The organism is Microbacterium sp. LWS13-1.2, from assembly GCF_040144835.1.
Taxonomy (GTDB): domain Bacteria; phylum Actinomycetota; class Actinomycetes; order Actinomycetales; family Microbacteriaceae; genus Microbacterium.
Genome location: NZ_CP151632.1, coordinates 3888845 through 3907983, shown reverse-complemented (window position 1 = coordinate 3907983; position 19139 = coordinate 3888845). Strand labels below are relative to the sequence as shown.

The window sequence follows — 19139 nt, the reverse complement described above, 5'->3', positions numbered from 1 at the left end:
CCCGCCATGAGCACCGTCTCGGCCCACGTCGCCCTCACCCTCGCCCGTCACATCGACCACGTCTTCGGCGTCATGGGCAACGGCAACGCCCACTTCCTGGACGCGCTGGAGCGCTCCACCGAGGTGCACTTCACCGCCGTGCGCCACGAGGCGGGCGGCGTCGTGGCCGCCGACGCCTACCACCGCGCCTCGGGCCGGCTCGCGGCGGCGACCGCGACCTACGGCGCCGGATTCACGAACACGCTCACCGCCCTCGCCGAGGCGGTGCAGGCGCATGTTCCGCTCGTGCTCGTCGTCGGCGACGAGCCGACATCGGGTCCGCGCCCGTGGGACGTCGACCAGATCGCCCTCGCGTCGGCCGTCGGCGCGAGGACGTACACCGTCGGGCGAGCAGATGCCGCGGCCACGACGGTCATCGCGATCGAGCACGCGCTCACCTACCGCGTGCCAACGGTGCTCGCGATCCCGTACGACGTGGCGGCGCGCGACGCAGGCCCGATGCCCGAGGCTCATGAGCCTCGCCTGCCCGGGCCGCTGGTGCCGGCCGGACCGTTCGCCGAGGGCGCCGTCGAGCGGATCGTCGAGGCACTGGCATCGGCCGAGCGCCCGTTCCTGCTCGCCGGTCACGGCGCCTGGATATCGGGCGCGGGTGAGGCGCTCGGTGAGGTCGCCGATGCCGTCGGCGCCATCACCGCCTCGACCGCGCTCGGTCGGTCGATCTTCCCCCGCAGCGAGTTCGACCTCGGCGTGACCGGAGGCTTCGGCGCCGAGAGCGCCATGGAGCTGGTCCGCGAGGCCGACGTGGCGGTCGTGTTCGGGGCGTCCCTCAACCAGTTCACGATGCGGTTCGGCGACCTCTTCGCGCCCGGCACGCGTGTGTTCCAGGTGGATGTGGCGCCGGCAGCCACCCACCCCCACGTGGGCGGATATGTGCGCGGGGATGCCGCGACGGTCGCGCGCGCGGTCGCGGACAGACTGCGGGGGCGGAGCACCGGCCCGAGCGGCTGGCGCGAGGCCGTGGACATCATGCCCCTTCGCGCATACGACCCCGGCGAGGGCGTGGCACCCGACGGCCGGCTCGACCCCCGATCGGTCGCGACCCGGATCGGCGAGCTGCTGCCCGATGACCGTGTGGTCGTGTCGGACGGCGGGCACTTCATCGGATGGGCGAACATGTACTGGCCGGTTGCCGCCCCCGACCGGATGATCATGGTCGGGACGGCGTTCCAGTCGATCGGGCTGGGCTGGCCGTCGGTCCCCGGCGCCGTACTCGCGAAGCCGTCGGCCACCGTCGTGCTCACGACCGGAGACGGCGGTGGGCTCATGGCGCTCGCCGACCTCGAGTCCGCGGTGCGGGTCGCGGGCGGGCGCGGACTCGCGGTCGTCTGGAACGACGCCGCATACGGCGCCGAAGTGAACCTCTACGGGCTCAAGGGCCTCGCGCAGGAGCCCATGCTCATCCCCGAGGTCGACTTCGCGGCCCTCGCAGCGGGCGTCGGCGCCGAGGGCGTGGTCGTGCGCGACCTCGACGATCTGGAGCGCCTGGCGACGTGGGTCACCGAGCCCGCGGCATCCCGCCCGTTCCTGGTGCTGGACTGCCGCATCTCGGGCACGGTCGTGGCGCCGTACCAGCGCGAGATCATCCGCGTGAACTCCTGAGCACTGCTCCCGCGGGCGGAGAGCGGATGCCTCCTGCCACCGCTTCGTGCACCGGCCACCGGCCACCGCCGCTCATCGCAGGTCGTAGTCCGGCAGACCGGCGTCCGTGGCGAACGCGTCGGTGATCCACAGCATCATCCGATACATCAGCGCGTTGCGGAACGACCAGTCGCGCATGCGTACGAGCGGGGCTGGAGGCGATGAGCGAGCTGCCGCTCGCGGCGGAGAGCGACTCGACCTGCTGGCGCTCCTGGCCGGCCATGCGCAGTCGATGGTGCGGCAGCAGGCCGAAGGACCCTATCCCGAGCAGAATCTCGCCGCCCAGCTGGGGCCGGTGCTGGCGGCGCGTTTCGCCGACTATCCGCGCTCGTCGGCCGCCTTCGCCGACGCCGCGCGCGACGGCGACCGCGACGCAGCGCTGCATTTCGGCATCGAGCGCCTGCTGGCGGGGGTTGCCGCACTCATCGCCGAGCGGACGGGCTCCGACCTCGCGTGATCCTTCGACCCCGCGGCTCGGGTGCCACAACACGCGGCATCCCACCGAGCGAACCCACACAACGCAACCCCCGAACGCCGGATCGTGAGGGTCACTCACCGCGGAAGTCGGGGCGGCGCTTCTGCTGGAAGGCCTGGAACCCCTCGCGGTAGTCGGCGGTGGTGCGCAGCGCCTCTTGCCCGCGGGCTTCTTCGGAGACGGCATCCCACAGGCGCTCGCCCCGCAGACGCGCGATGAGGCGCTTCGACGTCACGAAGGCGGCGGTGGGGCCGGATGCCGCGACCGACGCCCGCTGCTGCGTGAAGTCGAACACCTCCTCGACCGGCATGGCACGGCTGAAGAGTCCGGCCGCGACCGCCTCGGCGCCGCTCATGAGCTCGCCGGTATAGATCAGGTCGAGCGCGCGATGCGCTCCGAGCCGCTCGTAGAGGAGCGCGTGACCGCCCGAGTCGAGCATCGCGCCGAGGCTCGCGAAGGGCGATCCGATCTTGGCGTCGTCGGCGACATAGACGACGTCGGTCGCGATGGCGAGCCCCAGCCCCACTCCGAGGCATGCGCCGTGCACGGCCGCGAACGTGGGAGCGGGGAACGCCGCGATCCGCCGCATGAGCGTCTCGACGCCCGTGAGGTACTCGGGCACATCGTCGGTCTCGGGGTCGACGCCGGCGATGTCGCGACCCGCACAGAACGCACGCCCCTCGGCACGGAGCACCAGCGCCCGCACGCCGGCGTCTTCGGCCGCGCGGTAGGCGGCATCCATCTCTCCCAGTTCGCGCAGCGACAGGGCGTTGAGCTTCTCGGGCGCATTGAGCACGACCTCGGCCACATCGCCGGCGATGGAAAGCTCGATCAACTCGTCCTCCTAGACGTCGTAGTCGACCACGACGGTGTCGGTCGTGGGATGGGACTGACAGGTGAGCACGTAACCGCGCTCGAGCTCGTCGGGCTCGAGCGCGTAGTTCTCGGTCATGGTCACCGAGCCCTGCAGCAGCCGTGCGCGGCAGGTGCCGCAGACGCCGCCGGCGCACGCGAACGGCACGTCCGGGCGCACGCGCAGCGCCGCGTTGAGGATGGACTCGTGCGCGGCCACCGGGCTGTCGACGGCCTGCGACTGGCCGTCGAGGGTGAACTCGAGGCGACGCACCGGTTCATCCTCGGCGACCACCACCGGCCGGCCGGCCGCGGGCTCGGCCCGCTCCCCCTCGCCGGTCGTGAACAGCTCGTAGCGCACGTGCGCGGGATCGACGCCGATGTCGGCGAGCGTGTCGCGGCAGAGCTGGACGAGCTCGAACGGCCCGCAGAGGAACCACTCGTCGACGGTGTCGGGCAGCACGAGCTCCTCGAGGATGCGCCGCAGGCGCGGCTCGTCGATGCGGCCCGACAGCAGTGGTGCGGTGCGCTGCTCGCGCGACAGCACATGGTGCAGGGCGAGCCGCGTCGGGTAGCGATCCTTGAGGTCCGAGAGCTCGTCCAGGAACATCACGTCGAGGCTCGAGCGGTTCGTATAGACGAGGGTGAACTGCGAGGTGTCGGACCGCGCGAGCACCGTCGCGGCGAGCGCCATCAACGGCGTGATGCCCGACCCTGCCGCGATGCCGGCGACGTGCGCACCGTCGAGGTCGGCGAGCTTAGAGGTGAACGTGCCCTGCGGGCTCATCACGTCGATCTCGTCGCCCGCGTGCAGCTCGGTCTGCGCCCACGTCGAGAAGCGTCCGCCGAGATCGCGCTTGATCGCGACGCTGATCGTGCGCGGACCGTCGCCCCCGCCGGCATCCTCCGCTCGGCACAGCGAGTACGAGCGGCGCAGTTCGTGGCCGTCGAGCATCGTGCGCAGCGCCACGTGCTGTCCCGCCAGGTAGTCGAACTCGCCGCGCGCCTCTTCCGGGATCGCGAACGTCACCTCGACCGAGGCGTCGGTGAGCGGCCTGACGGCGGCCACCCGCAGTGTGTGGAAGCGCGCACGGTGCCGGCCGCCACGCGGTCCGCCCACCGCGGTCGTGAGCAGCGTCTCGGCGATGCGCTGGTTCTCCCCCGCCGAGACCCCGTGGTTCGACCCTGGCGGATGGTCTCGATCCATCAGTGCACCTTGAAGTGGTCGAAGGGCTCGAGGCAGGCGCGGCACTCGTACAGCGCCTTGCACGAGGTGGAGCCGAATCGGGCGATCTCGCGGGTGTCGAGCGAACCGCAGCGGGGGCACCGTACCGACAGCGCCAGGCGGATCGGGCCGGTGGCCCCGGCACGCCCGGTCGGCGGCGCGATGCCGTAGTCGACGAGCTTGCGCTTGCCGGCATCCGTCATCCAGTCCGTCGTCCAGGCGGGTGCGAGCACGAGCCGCACGTCGACGTCGTCGAATCCGGCCGCGGTCAGCGCGAGCACGACGTCCTCGCGGATCGCGTCCATCGCCGGGCATCCCGAGTACGTCGGCGTGATCGTCACCGTGGCGTGTGCGCCGTCGACCACGACGTCACGGAGCACCCCGAGATCCTCGATGGTGAGCACCGGCAGTTCGGGATCGGGAACGGATGCCGCCACCGCCCACGCGCGCGCCCTGAGATCAGCGGCATCCCCGGCTCCCCCTGTCTGAGCCTCCACGCGTACCGTGCGCAGGATCGCCACGGCCGGTGCCGATGCGGACCCGCGGGATTCCGCGGATGTGCGCGCCGCCGAGCCCGCCGATCCTGCAAACGGTACGGGGCGGGCGGGGGAAGCTGCGGAGCCGGTCACCATGTCACCCCCGGATGCTGCCGGGCGAGCACCTGCATCTCGGCAAGGAGGTACCCCAGGGTCGAGAAGTGCGAACCGTGGCGACCGCCCGCCGACGACATCGGTGCGGACGGGAGCTCGAGCTGCGCCTCCGCGAACACCGCGGCGATGACGGCGTCGAACGCCGGCTGCAGGGTCGACGGCCGTACCGCGACGTCCTCGAGCCGGTCGATGAGCGGCTCGTCGCGGAAGAGCTCGCCGACGTACGGCCAGACGTCGCCCACCGCGCGGATCATGCGGCGGCGGGACTCGTCGGTACCGCCGGCCAGGCGCAGCGTCCACTGCACGGCGTGGTCGCGGTGGTATTCGACCTCCTTGACCGCCTTGGCCGCGATCGCGGCGAGCGTCTCGTCGGACGAGTTCTGCAGCGCGGTGTACAGCTCGAAGAGGTAGACGGATGCCGCCAGCTGGCGAGCCATCGTCTGCGCGAAGTCTCCGTTGGGCTGCTGGAACAGCCAGGCGCAGCGGAACTCCGGTTCTTCGCGCCAGTACGCGAGGTCGTCCTCGGTGCGGTCGTCGTAGGCGCCCGCGTAGCGCAGGAACGAGCGCGCGTGTCCGAGCAGGTCGAGCGCGATGTTGGCGATTGCCACGTCCTCTTCGAGTTCGGGGGCTCGTGCGATCCACACGCCGAGCTGCTGCGAGAGGATCAGCGCGTCGTCGCCCAGCCAGAGCGCGTACTCGGCGACGTCAGCCGTGGCGGCGCGGCCCTCACCCCCCGCGAGCTCGGCCGACAGCTCCACGCGCTCGACGGTCACCTCGCCGTGCGCGTCGTCTCGGAGATCGGGTCGCGATGTTTCGTCTGCCTCGTTCCTCGGTCGCGCAACGACCGGCGGTGTTGCGGTCGTCGAGCGAGCCTGCGAGTCGAAACGCGGAGACGAAACTCCCCGGCCGTCGGGATGCACGTGGATCACAGGTGCGGCACCCCCTCGGACGCCGTGTAGTACGTGGCGTGGCGGTAGTTCTTGCCGGCGGGGCTCTCGAAGAACGCGCCCCTGGAGTCGGGGTCGCTCGTCGTGATCGCATCGGCGGGAACCACCCAGATCGACGTGCCCTCGCTCCGGCGCGTGTAGACATCGCGGGCATTGCGGAGCGCGAAGTCGGCGTCGGGTGCGTGCAGCGAGCCCGCGTGCACGTGACTGAGGCCGCGTCCGGCGCGGACGAACACCTCCCACAGGGGCCATGACTCGCGCGGCGAGGCGCCTGACGTCGTCATCGCGCCACCTCGTTCCCGTTCGTTCCTCGCTCGCTCAACGACCGGATGCCGACCTGCTTGCGCGCGTACTCGGCGGCCGCCTCGCGCACCCAGGCGCCGTCCTCGTGCGCGGTGCGGCGGTGCCGGATGCGCTCGACGTTCATCGGCCCGCGGCCGGCGAGCACCTCGTGGAACTCCGTCCAGTCGATCTCGCTCGTGTGCCAGCGGTCCGCCTTCTCGTCCCATCGCAGCTCGGGGTCGGGAAGGGTCACACCGAGCACCTCGGCCTGGGGCACCAGCATCCCGATGAAGCGCTGCCGCAGGTCGTCGTTCGAGAACCGCTTGATCTTCCACGCCATGGACTGCGCCGAGTTGGGCGACTCGTCGTCGGGAGGCCCGAACATCATGAGCGAGGGCCAGTACCAGCGGTCGACGGCATCCTGCGCCATCCGTCGCTGCGCGGGCGTTCCCTGCATGAGCGTCAGCAGGATCTCGAATCCCTGCCGCTGGTGGAACGACTCCTCCTTGCAGATGCGCACCATCGCCCGGCCGTACGGGCCGTACGAGGCACGGCACAGCGGCACCTGATTGCAGATCGCGGCGCCGTCGACGAGCCAGCCGATCGCCCCCATGTCGGCCCAGGTCGGCGTCGGGTAATTGAAGATCGACGAATAGCGCGCGCGGCCCTCGATGAGCTGCTCGGTCATCTCGTCGCGGGTGATGCCGAGGGTCTGCGCGGCGGAGTACAGGTACAGCCCGTGACCGGCTTCGTCCTGCACCTTGGCCATCAGGATCGCCTTGCGCTTGAGGCTCGGCGCACGGGTGATCCAGTTGCCCTCGGGCTGCATGCCGATGATCTCGGAGTGCGCGTGCTGCGAGATCTGCCGGATCAGGGTCTTCCGATACGCGGCCGGCATCCAGTCGCGCGGCTCGATGCGCGAATCCGCCTCGATGATCGCGTCGAAGGCCGCCTGCTCGGCAGCCTCGTCGATCAGCACATCGGTCGTCATCATCGACTCCGTTCCGGTTCGTGAGCCTGTCCTCCGCGGCTCCTGAGCCTGTCGAAGGATTACAGACCGTTCGTTCAGTAAGTCTAACCCAGGACGGATACCGCGGCCACCGTCAGCCGGCGGCGCCGGGGCGGTCGGAGCCCGACGGCCGCGTGGTGAAGGACCGCCCGCGGAATTCGGCCACGACATCCCCGGTCTCGTCGGTCACCGTCACGTCGTACAGCCCGCTGCGGCCGGCGAGCGCGCGGCGGCGCGCGTGGGCGGTCAGCGTCTGCCCGGCGCGCGTCGCCTTGAGGAACGAGATGTCGGCGCCGGCCGCCACCGTGATGTCGGCATCCGCGCCATCTTCACCCGTGGCCACGGCGTTGCACGCCATCGCGAACGCCGTGTCGGCGAGCGCGAACACCATTCCGCCGTGCGTGATCGCGAAGCCGTTCGTCATGTCGTCGCGCACGCGCATCGACACGATGGCTTCGCCCGGCACGTCGCGCTCGACCACCATGCCCAGCGCCGCCGATGCGCGGTCACGCTGCAGCATGCTCCGTTCCCCGGCGAAGTGGTCGGCGGGCTCGCTCACGCTCCGACCTCTGCCGGTACGGGATCTCCGGTTGCCGCGGCCCCCTCCGCGGTCTTGGCGACCAGCGTGAGCACGTCGTAGGTCGCGACGATGTCGTCGCGCTGGTTGAGGATGACGGCGTCCCACCGCACCTCGCCGTAGTCGTCGGTCTCGCGCGGGGTGATCTGCTTCGCGGTCAGCACGACACGGATCTCGTCGTCGGGTGACACCGGCGTCATGAAGCGCAGGTTCTCGAGCCCGTAGTTCGCCAGCACCGGACCGGGATCCGGGTCCACGAAGAGCCCGGCCGCCCACGACACGAGCAGGTAGCCGTGCGCCACGCGACCGGGGAAGAATGGGTTGGCGGCCGCCGCCTCCTCATCCATGTGGGCGTAGAAGCGGTCGCCCGTGAAGTTCGCGAACGTCTCGATGTCGTCGAGGGTGACCGCGCGCGACGGCGACGCGAGCTGGTCGCCGATGACCAGCTCGGCGAGCGACTTGCGGAACGGGTGGCGGTCGGAGCGGGATGCCGCCCCCTGGTGCCAGACGCCGGTGAGCGCCGTCAGCATCGCGGGCGAGCCCTGCACCGCGGTGCGCTGCATGTGGTGCAGCACCGCGCGGATGCCGCCGAGCTCCTCCCCGCCGCCGGCGCGGCCCGGCCCACCGTGGACGAGGTGCGGCACGGGCGCGCCGTGCCCCGTGGAGGTGCGGGCGTCGTCCCGGTCGAGGAACAGCAGTCGCCCGTTGTACGCCGCGGTGCGCGCGAGGAGGGTCGCCGCCACGCCGGGGTCGGACGTCGCGATGCTCGTGACGAGCGATCCGCCGCCGCGACCGACGAGGTCGGCGGCCTCCTCCACTGTCCGGTACGCGAGCACGCTCGCCACCGGGCCGAACGCCTCGACGTCGTGGACCGCGTCGGGCAGGGCGGCCGCCTCACCGTCGAACCCGATCAGGATCGGGCCGACGAACGCGCCGTCCGGGGCAGGCCCTGTGGAGCCGTCCGCGCGCGTGACGTCGGGCGCGTCCGTCGTTCCCAGCACGATCCGCCCGCCGGCGGCCTCGAGCGCGTCGACGGCGCGCAGCACCTCGTCGCGCTGCGCAAGGGAGACGAGCGGTCCCATCGTGACGGACTCCGCGTGGGGATCACCGACGACGACGCGCTCGGCGATCATCTGCCGCAGCGCCTCGACGAGCGGGGCGACCGCGTCGGACGGGACGATGGCGCGGCGGATCGCGGTGCACTTCTGACCGGCCTTCGTCGTCAGCTCGACCAGGAGCTGCGTGACGTACGCGTCGAACTCCGGCGTGCCCGGCACCGCGTCGGGCCCGAGCACCGACGCATTGATCGAGTCGGTCTCGCTCGTGAACCGCAGCCCCGGCGCGGCCTGCGCGCGCAGCCGCTCGGCCGTCGACGCGCTGCCGGTGAAGCCGACGAGGTCGCCCAGCCCGAGATGGTCGAACAGGCCGGGCACCGCGCCGCTCACCAGCTGCAGCGACCCGGCGGGCAGGAGTCCGGTCTCGACGAGGATGCGCACCCACGCCTCGGCGACGTACGCGGTCGGCGACGCGGGCTTCACGATCGTCGGCACGCCGGCGAGGAAGGCCGGGGCGTACTTCTCGAGCGCACCCCACATCGGGAAGTTGAAGGCGTTGATCTGCACGGCGACACCCGGCAGCCGCGTGTAGACGTGGCGGCCGAGGAACGAGCCGTCCTTCGACAGCGACTCGACCGGGCCGTCCAGGTACACCTGCGCGTTGGGCAGCTCACGGCGCCCCTTCGACGAGTACGTGAACAGCACGCCGATGCCGCCGTCGATGTCGTTGAGCGAGTCGCGCACCGTGGCGCCGGCGCGCTTCGACAGCTCGTAGAGCTCCTCCTTGCGCGCGGTCAGAGCGATGCCGAACTGCTTGAGCAGCAGCGCCCGCTGGTGGAACGTCAGCGCGCCGAGGCCCACCTGCCCGACCGTGCGGGCATGGGCGATCGCGCCCGCGAGATCGACGCCCTGCGTGCTCAGATACGTGACGACCTCACCCGTCGACGAATCGAGCACCGGGGTCGCGTCGTCGCCGGTGTCGGGACTCCACCACTCGTCGCGGAGATAGCTGGGAAGGATGCCGGTCGGGGACGGCTCGATGGTGCCCGGCCGCTCGACGGTCCCTGTCTGCTCGATCATCGCTGTTCACTCCATTCGTAGAAGCCGCGGCCGCTCTTGCGGCCGAGATGTCCCTCGGCGACGAGGCGCCGCAGCAGCAGCGGCGGCGCGAACCGCTCCCCCAGCCGTCGGTGCAGCTCTTCGGCGATCCCGAGCCGCACGTCGAGGCCGACGAGGTCGGTCGTGCGCAGCGGCCCTGCCGGATGCCGGTAGCCGAGCTCCATCGCCGCGTCGATGTCGGTGGCCGAGGCGACGCCCTCCTCGAGCATCCGGATGGCCTCCAGGCCGAGCGCGACGCCGAGGCGGCTCGACGCGAAGCCCGGGCTGTCGCGGACGACGATCGGCGTCTTGCCGAGAGCCTCGATCCACGTCCTCGCCTCGTCGACGAGGTCCGGCTCGGTGGCGGCCCCGGTCACGACCTCCACGAGCTGCGACGCGGGCACGGGGTTGAAGAAGTGCAGCCCGAGAAAGCGCTCCGGCCGGGCCAGCACCGACGCGAGGTCGTCGATGGAGATCGACGACGTGTTGCTGGCGAGCGCGGCATCGGGCGAGAGAACGTGCTCCGCGCGCGTGAGGGCCGCGACCTTCACATCGCGCTCCTCCGGCACCGCCTCGACCACCAGCCGGCAGCCGGCGAGAGCTGCGGCATCCGTCGCCGTCCCGATCGCCGAGGCGAGTGCGTCGACGTCACGGTCGGTTGCGCCGCGCTCGACGCTGCGCCGCACCGTGTCGAGCAGGCGAGCGGATGCCGCAGCCGCCGCCTCCACGTCGCGCTCGACCACGATCACCTCGGCGCCCGCGAGCACGAACGCGTGCGCGATGCCGGCGCCCATGCGGCCGCCGCCGATCACGCCGACGCGCTCCGGCACGCTCATCGCTTGCGGCTCTCAAGGAACGCGGCCATGCGCCGCTCCTTCTCGGGGCTCTCGAAGAGCTTCGCCTGCAGTTCGAGCTCGATCTCGGGGTGCGCGGTGCGCGGCGCCCGCAGGGCGGTCTTCGTGTAGCGCGTCGCGAGCGGATCGTTGCGCGCGATGCGGTCGGCGATCGCGTGGGCGGCCGCGAGCAGATCGGCCGGCTCGTACAGCGACGACACGAGTCCCCAGGCGACGGCGGTGCCGGCATCCAGTATCCGTCCGGTCAGCAGCATCTCGGCTGCCCGCGCTTCGCCGACGATCTCGGGCAGGCGCCACGTGGCACCCGCGGCGGCGATGATGCCCAGGCCGGTCTCGGGGTTGCCGATTTGGAGTGCGGGCGTGCCGATGCGGATGTCGGCCGCGTAGGCGAGCTCGGCGCCCCCGCCCAGCGCGTAGCCGTCGATCGCGGCGATCACCGGCATCGGGAGGCTGCGCACCCTTTGGAACGCGCGGGTGTTGATGCCGCGGCGGGCGTCGGCGGCGCGGCGCTCGCGCAGCTGTGCGATGTCGGCTCCCGAGGCGAACACGCCGTCGGAGCCGGTCAGGATCAGGGTGCGGGGTTCGCGCTCCAGCTCGTCGCAGAGCTCGTGCAGCCGGTTGATCATGTCCTGATCGATGGCGTTGCGCACCTCGGGTCGCGTCAGCGTGGCGACGACGCGATCCACGCGGCGCTGGATCTGCAGCGGCCCTGCACTCGACGCTGGCATCGGCATCCTCTCGATCCGCTCCATCGCGGTCGCGACCATAATACTTGACCGATCGTTCAGTAATATCCCTCCGTTGTGCGGATCCTGTGCAGACCGGTGCCAGACTGGGCGCATGTCCGCGACCGCCGAGCCCCTCCCCGCCCGCCGCGGGCGCCCGGGCTACGACCGGGACCAGGTGCTGACGGTCGCCGTGACGCTGTTCAACGAGCAGGGCTACGACGCCACGTCGGTCGCCGACCTCGCCTCGCGGCTCGGCCTCACGAAGTCGGCGCTCTATCACCACTTCGACTCGAAGGAGCAGCTGCTCGCCCTTGCGCTCGACGAGGCCCTCGACGGGCTCGAGGGAGTGCTCGACGCCCCCGATGCCGCCGTCGACGACCCCGCCGAGCGGCTCGGCGCGGTGCTGCGCGGTGCGGTCCGAGTGCTCGTCGACAAGCTGCCCCACGTCACCCTGCTGCTCCGCGTCCGCGGCAACAGCGACGTGGAGCGCGCCGCGCTCGAGCGGCGGCGCGCATTCGACCACCGGGTCACCGCGCTCGTCGTCGAGGCTCAGCGCGCGGGTCAGGTGCGCGCCGACGTGGACGGCGCCGTCGCCACCCGCCTGCTCTTCGGCATGGTGAACTCGATCGTCGAGTGGTACCGCCCCACCGGCCCGGTCGACCGCGACCGCCTCGCGCACGACGTGGTCGCCGTCGCCCTCGACGGCATGCGCACCCGCTGACGCCCGGCCCGAGGCCCAACCGCTCACCTGTCACGAATGGTGGGCGTGGGCCGCACTTCGTGACAGGCGAGCAGTGGGACGGAGAAGGTCAGGCCTTCGCCATGCCGTAGATCGGGCTGACCGACTGCTCCGCCTCGTGGTCGGGGCCGAGCGGGATGCCGGAGCGATCGCGCAGCAGCAGCGTGGCGAGCAGGCCGACGACCGTCATGCCGGCGAGGTACCACGTGACGGACAGCGTCGAGCCGGTCGCCTGCACGAGCGCCGTCGCGATGGTCGGGGCGAACGCGCCGCCCAGGATCGCGCCGATCGCGTACGAGATCGAGACCCCCGAGAAGCGGATGGATGCCGGGAAGAGCTCGGAGTACAGCGCCGCCTGCGGCCCGTACGTGAAGCCGAGGCCGAAAGTGAGGATCGCAAGGCCGAGGAACAGCAGCCAGATGTTCCCCGTGTTCACGAGCGGGAACAGCAGGAAGACGCCGACGAGCTGCAGGATCCAGCCGATGATGTACGTCGTCCGCCGGCCGATGCGGTCCGACACGAACCCGGCGGCCAGCGTCGACAGCAGCCACGTCACCGCGGAGCCGGCGACGGCCCAGAGCACCGGACCCCGCTCGAGCGCGAGCGGACCCTCGGGGTTGGTCGAGTATCCCTGGATGTAGCCGCCCGTCGTCATGTAGCCGACCGCGTTGTTCCCCGCGAACACGAGCGCGGCGATGAACACCAGCAGGGCGTGCTTGCGGAAGAGCGTGACGATCGGCATCCGCGCCTTCTCCTTGCGCTCGGCCAGCTCGGCGAACACGGGGCTCTCTTCGACACGGCGGCGCACGTAGTAGCCGACGAGGATGAGCACGACGCTGAGGAGGAACGGCACGCGCCAGCCCCACACGAGGAACGCGTCGCCCGGGGCGATCATCGCCATGAGCGCCATGACGCCCGAGGCGAGCAGCAGGCCGAGGGGAACGCCGATCTGCGGCGATGCGCCGAAGGCGCCGCGGCGGGTGCGCGGCGCGTGCTCGACGGCCATGAGGACCGCGCCGCCCCACTCGCCGCCGGCCGAGATGCCCTGCAGGATGCGCAGCAGCACCAGGAGGATCGGCGCCCAGATGCCGATGGCCTCGTAGGTGGGCAGCACGCCGATCAGCGCGGTCGCCGCGCCCATCAGGATCAGCGTCCACATCAGCACGACCTTGCGACCGTACTTGTCACCGAAGTGGCCGGCGAGGAAGGCGCCGAGTGGGCGGAACAGGAAGCTCACGCCGACGGTGGCGAAGGCCACGATCGCGCTGTTCGCACCGAGCGGCGCGAAGAACAGCTGACCGAACACCAGGCCGACGGCCGTGGCGTAGATGAAGAAGTCGTACCACTCGACGGTGGTGCCGACGACGGTCGCGAAGACGACCCGGCGGCGGTCGACGGATGCGGCGATGGTTCCGGTGGGGGTGAACCCCGCCTCGGGTTGCGATGTGCTCATGGTGACTCCTGTGTCGGGGGCTGACGTCGTCGTCTCCGGCGGTGTTTCGGGGTTGGTTGCCGGATGCTGCACGATCATATACGATTTCGGATACGACGCAAGAGTGAGGGAGCTCGAATGGACGAGATCACGGATGCCGCCCCGTCGGGTGCGGCGGATCCCCCGGCGGATCCGCGGTTCGCGGCCCTCCCCGCGCGCCCGGGAAAGATCGTCGCCGTCCACCTCAGCTATGCGTCGCGTGCCGACCAGCGCGGGCGCCGGCCGCAGCATCCGTCGTACTTCTTCAAGCCGTCGAGCTCGGTCGCGGCGTCCGGCAGCACCATCGAGCGCCCCGCCGGCACCGAGCTGCTCGCCTTCGAAGGCGAGATCGCGCTCGTGATCGGCGAGGCGGCCCGGCACGTGGCGCTCACCGACGCCTGGTCCCACGTGGCTGGGGTCACCGCCGCCAACGACTTCGGCCTGTACGACCTGCGCGCCAACGACAAGGGCTCCAACGTGCGGTCGAAGGGCGGCGACGGCTACACCCCGATCGGCCCGGCGCTCATCGACGCCCGCCTCGTGCACCCTGACGCGCTCCGCGTGCGCACCTGGCTCAACGGGGACCTCGTCCAGGACGACACGTCCGCGGGCATGTTCTTCCCGCTGGCGCAGCTCGTCGCCGACCTGTCGCAGCACTTCACCCTGGAGCCGGGCGACGTGATCCTCACCGGAACCCCCGCCGGCTCGTCCGTCGCGCAGCCCGGCGACGTCGTCGAAGTGGAGGTCGACGTCCCGGGCGGGTCGTCCTCCGGGCGGCTGGTGACGACGGTCGTCCAGGGCGTCGCAGACTTCGACGCCGACCTCGGCTCGCTCCCTGAGGCCGACGACCTGCAGCGCACCGAGGCGTGGGGCTCGCCGGAAGCCGCCTCCCGGTCGTTGAGCGAGCGAGGAACTCGGTCGTTGAGCGAGCGAGGAACGAGCGAGACGAAACGCGCCGAACCGACGAGCGACGGAGGCGAAGCGCGTTTCGACTCGCAAGCTCGCTCAACGACCGGAGTACGCGCCGAACCGACGAGCGACGGAGGCGAAGCGCGTTTCGACTCGCAAGCTCGCTCAACGACCGGAGTACGCGCCGAGCCGACGAGCGACCGAGCCGAAGCGCGTTTCGACTCGCAAGCTCGTTCAACGACCGCGGGGCTCTCCCCCGAGCTGCGCGCGAAGCTCGAAGCCGTTCCCGTCGCCGGGCTCTCGGCGCAGCTGCGCAAGCGCGGGCTGAACAACGTGCACATCGACGGCGTCCGGCCGCTGCATCCGGCATCCAAGCTGGTCGGCACGGCGCGCACGCTGCGCTTCGTCCCCAACCGCGAGGACCTGTTCGCCACCCACGGCGGCGGCTACAACGCGCAGAAGCGCGTGTTCGACGCCGTCGGCGACGGTGAGGTCGTCGTGATCGAGGCACGCGGCGAGGCCGGGTCGGGCACGCTGGGCGACATCCTGGCGATCCGCGCGCATGCTCGGGGCGCCGCCGGCATCGTCACCGACGGCGGGGTGCGGGATGCCGCAGCCGTCGCGGCAGTCGGCATCCCGGTGTACTCGTCCGGCGTGCACCCCGCTGTCCTCGGGCGCAAGCACGTCCCGTGGGACGCCGACCTGACGATCGCATGCGGCGGCACGACCGTGCAGCCCGGCGACGTCATCGTCGGCGACGCCGACGGGGTCGTCGTGATCCCGCCCGCGATCGTCGAGGAGGTCGTCGACGGGGCGCTCGCCCAGGAGGACGAGGACGCGTGGATCGCCGAGCGCGTCGCGGAGGGGCATCCGGTCGACGGGCTCTTCCCGATGAACGCCGAATGGCGGGCACGGTTCGCGGCCGCGCGGGAGGCTGGACGATGACCCCCGACACGTCCACGACGCTCAGCAAGTCGCAGCTCGCGTACCGCTGGGTGAAGGAGCGGATCGCCAGCCAGGAGTTCACCCCGGGGTACCGGCTGGTGCTCGGGAGCATCGCGGGCGAGCTCGACATGAGCGTCGTGCCGGTGCGCGAGGCCATCCGCCAGCTCGAGGCCGAGGGACTCGTCACGTTCGAGCGCAACGTCGGCGCGCGGGTGTCGATGGTCGACGACTCGCAGTACCGGTTCAGCATGCAGGCGCTGTCGATCCTCGAGGGAGCGGCCACCGCGCTGGCGGCGCGACGACTCACGCCCGACGACATCCGCGCGGCGCGGCGGATCAACGAGCTCATGATCGAGACCCTCGAGCACTTCGACCCGCGGGCGTTCACGGGACTCAACCAGGAGTTCCACGCGGCGCTGTTCACGAAGTGCGCGAACCCGCGGATGCTCGATCTCGTCGACGCCGAGTGGGGCCGGCTGGGCCACCTGCGTGACTCGACCTTCAGCTTCGTGCCGGGCCGCGCCGCCGAGTCGGTACGCGAGCACGAGAACATCCTGCAGCTGATCGAGACCGGCGCCCCCCTCGGCGAGATCGAGAAGGCCGCGCGACGGCATCGCTCGGCGACCCTCGACGCCTACATGATCCACGAGCATCCCGACGAGGCCCTCGGCCTCCCGGCGTTCTGAACCTTCCGGATGCCGGCGCCCCCGGCATCCGGACCACGACCTCCGACGAAGGAGCAAGCAATGACCGACACCACCACGACCCGTCCCGGAAGCGAAGCGCCTGACGCCGCCGCGGCGACGCGGCACGTGCCCGAGGGCCTCCCCACCCGCATCCAGCACTACATCGACGGCGAGTTCGTCGACTCGGCCGACGGCGACACGTTCGACGTGCTCGATCCCGTCACCAACGAGACCTACGTGCAGGCCGCCGCCGGCAAGAAGGCCGACATCGACCGGGCCGTCGCCGCCGCACGGCGCGCCTTCACCGAGGGGCCCTGGCCGCGGATGCTGCCCCGCGAGCGCTCGCGCGTGCTGCACCGCATCGCCGACATCGTCGAGTCCCGCGACGCCCGGCTGGCCGAGCTCGAGTCGTTCGACTCGGGGCTGCCGATCACCCAGGCGCTCGGGCAGGCGCGTCGCGCCGCCGAGAACTTCCGGTTCTTCGCCGACCTGATCGTGGCGCAGGCCGACGACGCCTACAAGGTGCCCGGCCGCCAGATGAATTACGTCAACCGCAAGCCCATCGGCGTCGCCGGCCTCATCACGCCGTGGAACACGCCGTTCATGCTCGAGTCGTGGAAGCTCGGCCCCGCGCTCGCGACGGGCAACACCGTCGTGCTGAAGCCCGCCGAGTTCACGCCGCTGTCGGCCTCGCTGTGGGCGGGCATCTTCGAGGAGGCCGGGCTGCCGCAGGGCGTCTTCAACCTCGTCAACGGCCTCGGCGAAGACGCCGGCGACGCCCTGGTGAAGCATCCCGATGTGCCGCTCATCTCGTTCACCGGCGAGAGCCGCACCGGTCAGCTCATCTTCGGCAACGCCGCACCGTTCCTGAAGGGCCTGTCGATGGAGCTGGGCGGCAAGAGCCCGGCCGTCGTGTTCGCCGACGCCGACCTCGAGGCCGCGATCGACGCGACGATCTTCGGCGTCTTCTCGCTCAACGGCGAGCGCTGCACCGCCGGCTCGCGCATCCTCGTGGAGCGCGCCGTCTACGACGAGTTCGTCGAGCGCTACGCCGCGCAGGCCGAGCGCGTCGTGGTCGGCTACCCGCACGACCCGAAGACCGAGGTCGGGGCGCTCGTGCACCCCGAGCACTACGACAAGGTGATGAGCTACATCGAGATCGGCAAGCGCGAAGCGCGCCTGGTCGCCGGCGGCGGCCGCGCCGACGGGTTCGCCGCGGGCAACTTCGTGCGCCCGACCGTGTTCGCCGACGTCGCGCCCGACGCCCGCATCTTCCAGGAGGAGATCTTCGGCCCGGTCGTCGCGATCACCCCGTTCGACTCCGACGAAGAGGCGCTGGAGCTCGCCAACGGCGTGAAGTACGGCCTCGCAGCGTACGTGTGGACGAACGACCTCAAGCGCGCCCACAACTTCTCGCAGGCCATCGAGGCCGGCATGGTGTGGCTCAACTCGAACAACGTCCGCGACCTCCGCACCCCGTTCGGCGGCGTCAAGGCCTCCGGCCTCGGCCACGAGGGCGGCTACCGCTCGATCGACTTCTACACCGACCAGCAGGCCGTGCACATCACCCTCGGCCCCGCCCACAACCCGACCTTCGGCAAGGCCTGAGCCGAGGCATACGCCCCGACCATCCGCACACGCAAGGACGCGACATGACCCGCCGTGACGACATGACCCTCACCTCCTCGGGCTTCTACGTGAGCCAGGAGGCGCCGATCCACACCGACAACCCGGTACCGACGCCGGAGAGCCCGGCCCCCGACATCCTGCGCTGCGCCTACATGGAGCTCGTCGTGACCGACCTCGCCGCGTCGCGCACGTTCTACGTCGACGTGCTCGGGCTCTACGTCACCGCAGAGGACGACGAGGCGATCTACCTGCGCTCGACCGAGGAGTTCATACATCACAACCTCGTGCTGCGTCGGGGCCCCGTCGCCGCCGCCGCCGCGTTCTCGTACCGGGTGCGCACCCCGGAGGACCTCGACCGGGCGGTCGCGTTCTACCAGGAGCTCGGCTGCCGCGTCGAGCGCCGCCCGGACGGCTTCGTCAAGGGCATCGGCGACTCGGTGCGGGTCACCGACCCGCTCGGATTCCCCTACGAGTTCTTCTTCCAGACCGAGCACGTCGAGCGTCTCTCGTGGCGCTACGACCTGCACACCCCCGGCGAGCTGGTGCGGCTGGACCACTTCAACCAGGTCACCCCCGACGTGCCCCGCGCGGTGAACTTCATGCAGTCGCTGGGCTTCCGCGTCACCGAAGACATCCAGGACGAGGGCGGCACCGTCTACGCCGCCTGGATGCGCCGCAAGCCGACGGTGCACGACACCGCCATGACCGGCGGCGACGGCCCCCGCATGCACCATGTCGCGTTCGCCACCCACGAGAAGCACAACATCCTCGCGATCTGCGACAAGCTCGGCGCGCTCCGCCGCTCGGACGCGATCGAGCGCGGACCCGGCCGCCACGGCGTCTCGAACGCGTTCTACCTCTACCTGCGCGACCCCGACGGCCACCGCGTCGAGATCTACACGCAGGACTACTACACCGGCGACCCCGACAACCCCGTCATCACCTGGGACGTGCACGACAACCAGCGCCGCGACTGGTGGGGCAACCCTGTGGTGCCGTCCTGGTACACCGAGGCCTCGCTCGTGCTCGACCTCGACGGCAACCCGCAGCCCGTCGTCGCCCGCACGGACGAGTCCGAGATGGCCGTCACGATCGGCGCCGACGGGTTCTCGTACACCCGCCCCGACGAGAAGGACGAGGAGCTGCCCAGCTGGAAGCAGGGCGAGTACAAGCTCGGCCACCAGCTCTAGGGCGGACTCGTCGCGTTTCGTCTCGCTCGTTCTTCGCTCGCTCAACGACCGGGTGAAAGGATCCGGTCGTTGAGCGAGCGAAGCGAGACGAAACGCTTTGGACTCACCAGACACGACAGG

At 71.1% G+C, this 19139-nt stretch carries 18 protein-coding genes; 7 read left to right on the top strand and 11 right to left on the bottom strand.

Translation table 11 applies throughout. The features are described from left to right. Nucleotides 1-6 precede the first annotated feature (6 nt). Nucleotides 7-1659 carry a thiamine pyrophosphate-binding protein gene (locus MRBLWS13_RS18030; RefSeq protein ID WP_349429096.1) on the top strand — a complete coding sequence of 551 codons (1653 nt, stop codon included), beginning with the start codon at nucleotides 7-9 and terminating at the stop codon, nucleotides 1657-1659. Nucleotides 1660-1834: 175 nt separating this feature from the next. Then, entirely contained in the window at nucleotides 1835-2155 is a 321-nt protein-coding gene (locus MRBLWS13_RS18025; RefSeq protein ID WP_349426696.1) for a hypothetical protein, read from the top strand. 91 nt (nucleotides 2156-2246) lie between these two features. Here the strand turns inward: MRBLWS13_RS18025 and MRBLWS13_RS18020 are convergent, their stop codons facing one another. From MRBLWS13_RS18020 to MRBLWS13_RS17975, 10 genes are all read right to left on the bottom strand, one after another. After that, entirely contained in the window at nucleotides 2247-3008 is a 762-nt protein-coding gene (locus MRBLWS13_RS18020) for an enoyl-CoA hydratase-related protein (RefSeq protein ID WP_349426695.1), read from the bottom strand. Between the two features lie 9 nt (nucleotides 3009-3017). Beyond that, on the bottom strand, nucleotides 3018-4232 hold the full coding sequence (gene paaE, locus MRBLWS13_RS18015; RefSeq protein WP_349426694.1) for a 1,2-phenylacetyl-CoA epoxidase subunit PaaE: 1215 nt from the start codon (nucleotides 4230-4232) through the stop codon (nucleotides 3018-3020). Further along, a complete protein-coding gene (paaD, locus tag MRBLWS13_RS18010) occupies nucleotides 4232-4747 on the bottom strand; it encodes a 1,2-phenylacetyl-CoA epoxidase subunit PaaD (protein ID WP_349429095.1) in 516 nt (171 codons plus the stop codon). Before paaD ends, paaE begins: the two co-directional genes overlap by 1 nt. 128 nt (nucleotides 4748-4875) lie before the next feature. After that, on the bottom strand, nucleotides 4876-5658 hold the full coding sequence (paaC, locus tag MRBLWS13_RS18005; RefSeq protein ID WP_349429094.1) for a 1,2-phenylacetyl-CoA epoxidase subunit PaaC: 783 nt from the start codon (nucleotides 5656-5658) through the stop codon (nucleotides 4876-4878). Between the two features lie 167 nt (nucleotides 5659-5825). Next, nucleotides 5826-6131: a 1,2-phenylacetyl-CoA epoxidase subunit PaaB gene (gene paaB / locus MRBLWS13_RS18000; RefSeq protein ID WP_349426693.1), complete on the bottom strand. Its 306-nt coding sequence runs from the start codon at nucleotides 6129-6131 to the stop codon at nucleotides 5826-5828. Then, entirely contained in the window at nucleotides 6128-7120 is a 993-nt protein-coding gene (paaA, locus tag MRBLWS13_RS17995; RefSeq protein WP_349426692.1) for a 1,2-phenylacetyl-CoA epoxidase subunit PaaA, read from the bottom strand. Before paaA ends, paaB begins: the two co-directional genes overlap by 4 nt. 112 nt (nucleotides 7121-7232) lie before the next feature. Further along, on the bottom strand, nucleotides 7233-7697 hold the full coding sequence (locus MRBLWS13_RS17990; protein ID WP_349426691.1) for a hotdog fold thioesterase: 465 nt from the start codon (nucleotides 7695-7697) through the stop codon (nucleotides 7233-7235). After that, a complete protein-coding gene (gene paaZ, locus MRBLWS13_RS17985; protein WP_349426690.1) occupies nucleotides 7694-9850 on the bottom strand; it encodes a phenylacetic acid degradation bifunctional protein PaaZ in 2157 nt (718 codons plus the stop codon). Before paaZ ends, MRBLWS13_RS17990 begins: the two co-directional genes overlap by 4 nt. Next, nucleotides 9847-10704 carry a 3-hydroxyacyl-CoA dehydrogenase family protein gene (locus MRBLWS13_RS17980; RefSeq protein ID WP_349426689.1) on the bottom strand — a complete coding sequence of 286 codons (858 nt, stop codon included), beginning with the start codon at nucleotides 10702-10704 and terminating at the stop codon, nucleotides 9847-9849. Before MRBLWS13_RS17980 ends, paaZ begins: the two co-directional genes overlap by 4 nt. Next, nucleotides 10701-11456, bottom strand: coding sequence for an enoyl-CoA hydratase/isomerase family protein (locus MRBLWS13_RS17975; RefSeq protein ID WP_349426688.1), 756 nt, complete (start codon nucleotides 11454-11456; stop codon nucleotides 10701-10703). Before MRBLWS13_RS17975 ends, MRBLWS13_RS17980 begins: the two co-directional genes overlap by 4 nt. Nucleotides 11457-11562: 106 nt before the next feature. Here MRBLWS13_RS17975 and MRBLWS13_RS17970 point away from each other — a divergent pair, with 106 nt between their 5' ends. Further along, nucleotides 11563-12171 (top strand): TetR/AcrR family transcriptional regulator, encoded by a 609-nt coding sequence (locus MRBLWS13_RS17970; protein ID WP_349426687.1) that lies wholly within the window; start codon nucleotides 11563-11565, stop codon nucleotides 12169-12171. A gap of 88 nt (nucleotides 12172-12259) precedes the next feature. Here the strand turns inward: MRBLWS13_RS17970 and MRBLWS13_RS17965 are convergent, their stop codons facing one another. Next, complete coding sequence (locus tag MRBLWS13_RS17965) at nucleotides 12260-13642, bottom strand: MFS transporter (protein ID WP_349426686.1); 1383 nt, start codon at nucleotides 13640-13642, stop codon at nucleotides 12260-12262. Nucleotides 13643-13759: 117 nt separating this feature from the next. Here MRBLWS13_RS17965 and MRBLWS13_RS17960 point away from each other — a divergent pair, with 117 nt between their 5' ends. The 4 genes from MRBLWS13_RS17960 to hpaD are packed head-to-tail and all read left to right on the top strand — an operon-like array spanning nucleotide 13760 to nucleotide 19019. Then, complete coding sequence (locus tag MRBLWS13_RS17960; protein ID WP_349426685.1) at nucleotides 13760-15514, top strand: fumarylacetoacetate hydrolase family protein; 1755 nt, start codon at nucleotides 13760-13762, stop codon at nucleotides 15512-15514. Next, on the top strand, nucleotides 15511-16200 hold the full coding sequence (locus MRBLWS13_RS17955; RefSeq protein ID WP_349426684.1) for a GntR family transcriptional regulator: 690 nt from the start codon (nucleotides 15511-15513) through the stop codon (nucleotides 16198-16200). Before MRBLWS13_RS17960 ends, MRBLWS13_RS17955 begins: the two co-directional genes overlap by 4 nt. 60 nt (nucleotides 16201-16260) lie before the next feature. Further along, the gene (gene hpaE / locus MRBLWS13_RS17950; protein ID WP_349426683.1) at nucleotides 16261-17808 is read left to right on the top strand and encodes a 5-carboxymethyl-2-hydroxymuconate semialdehyde dehydrogenase; all 1548 of its coding nucleotides are present in this window, start codon (nucleotides 16261-16263) and stop codon (nucleotides 17806-17808) included. Between the two features lie 44 nt (nucleotides 17809-17852). Next, nucleotides 17853-19019, top strand: coding sequence for a 3,4-dihydroxyphenylacetate 2,3-dioxygenase (gene hpaD, locus MRBLWS13_RS17945; protein ID WP_349426682.1), 1167 nt, complete (start codon nucleotides 17853-17855; stop codon nucleotides 19017-19019). Nucleotides 19020-19139 lie beyond the last annotated feature (120 nt).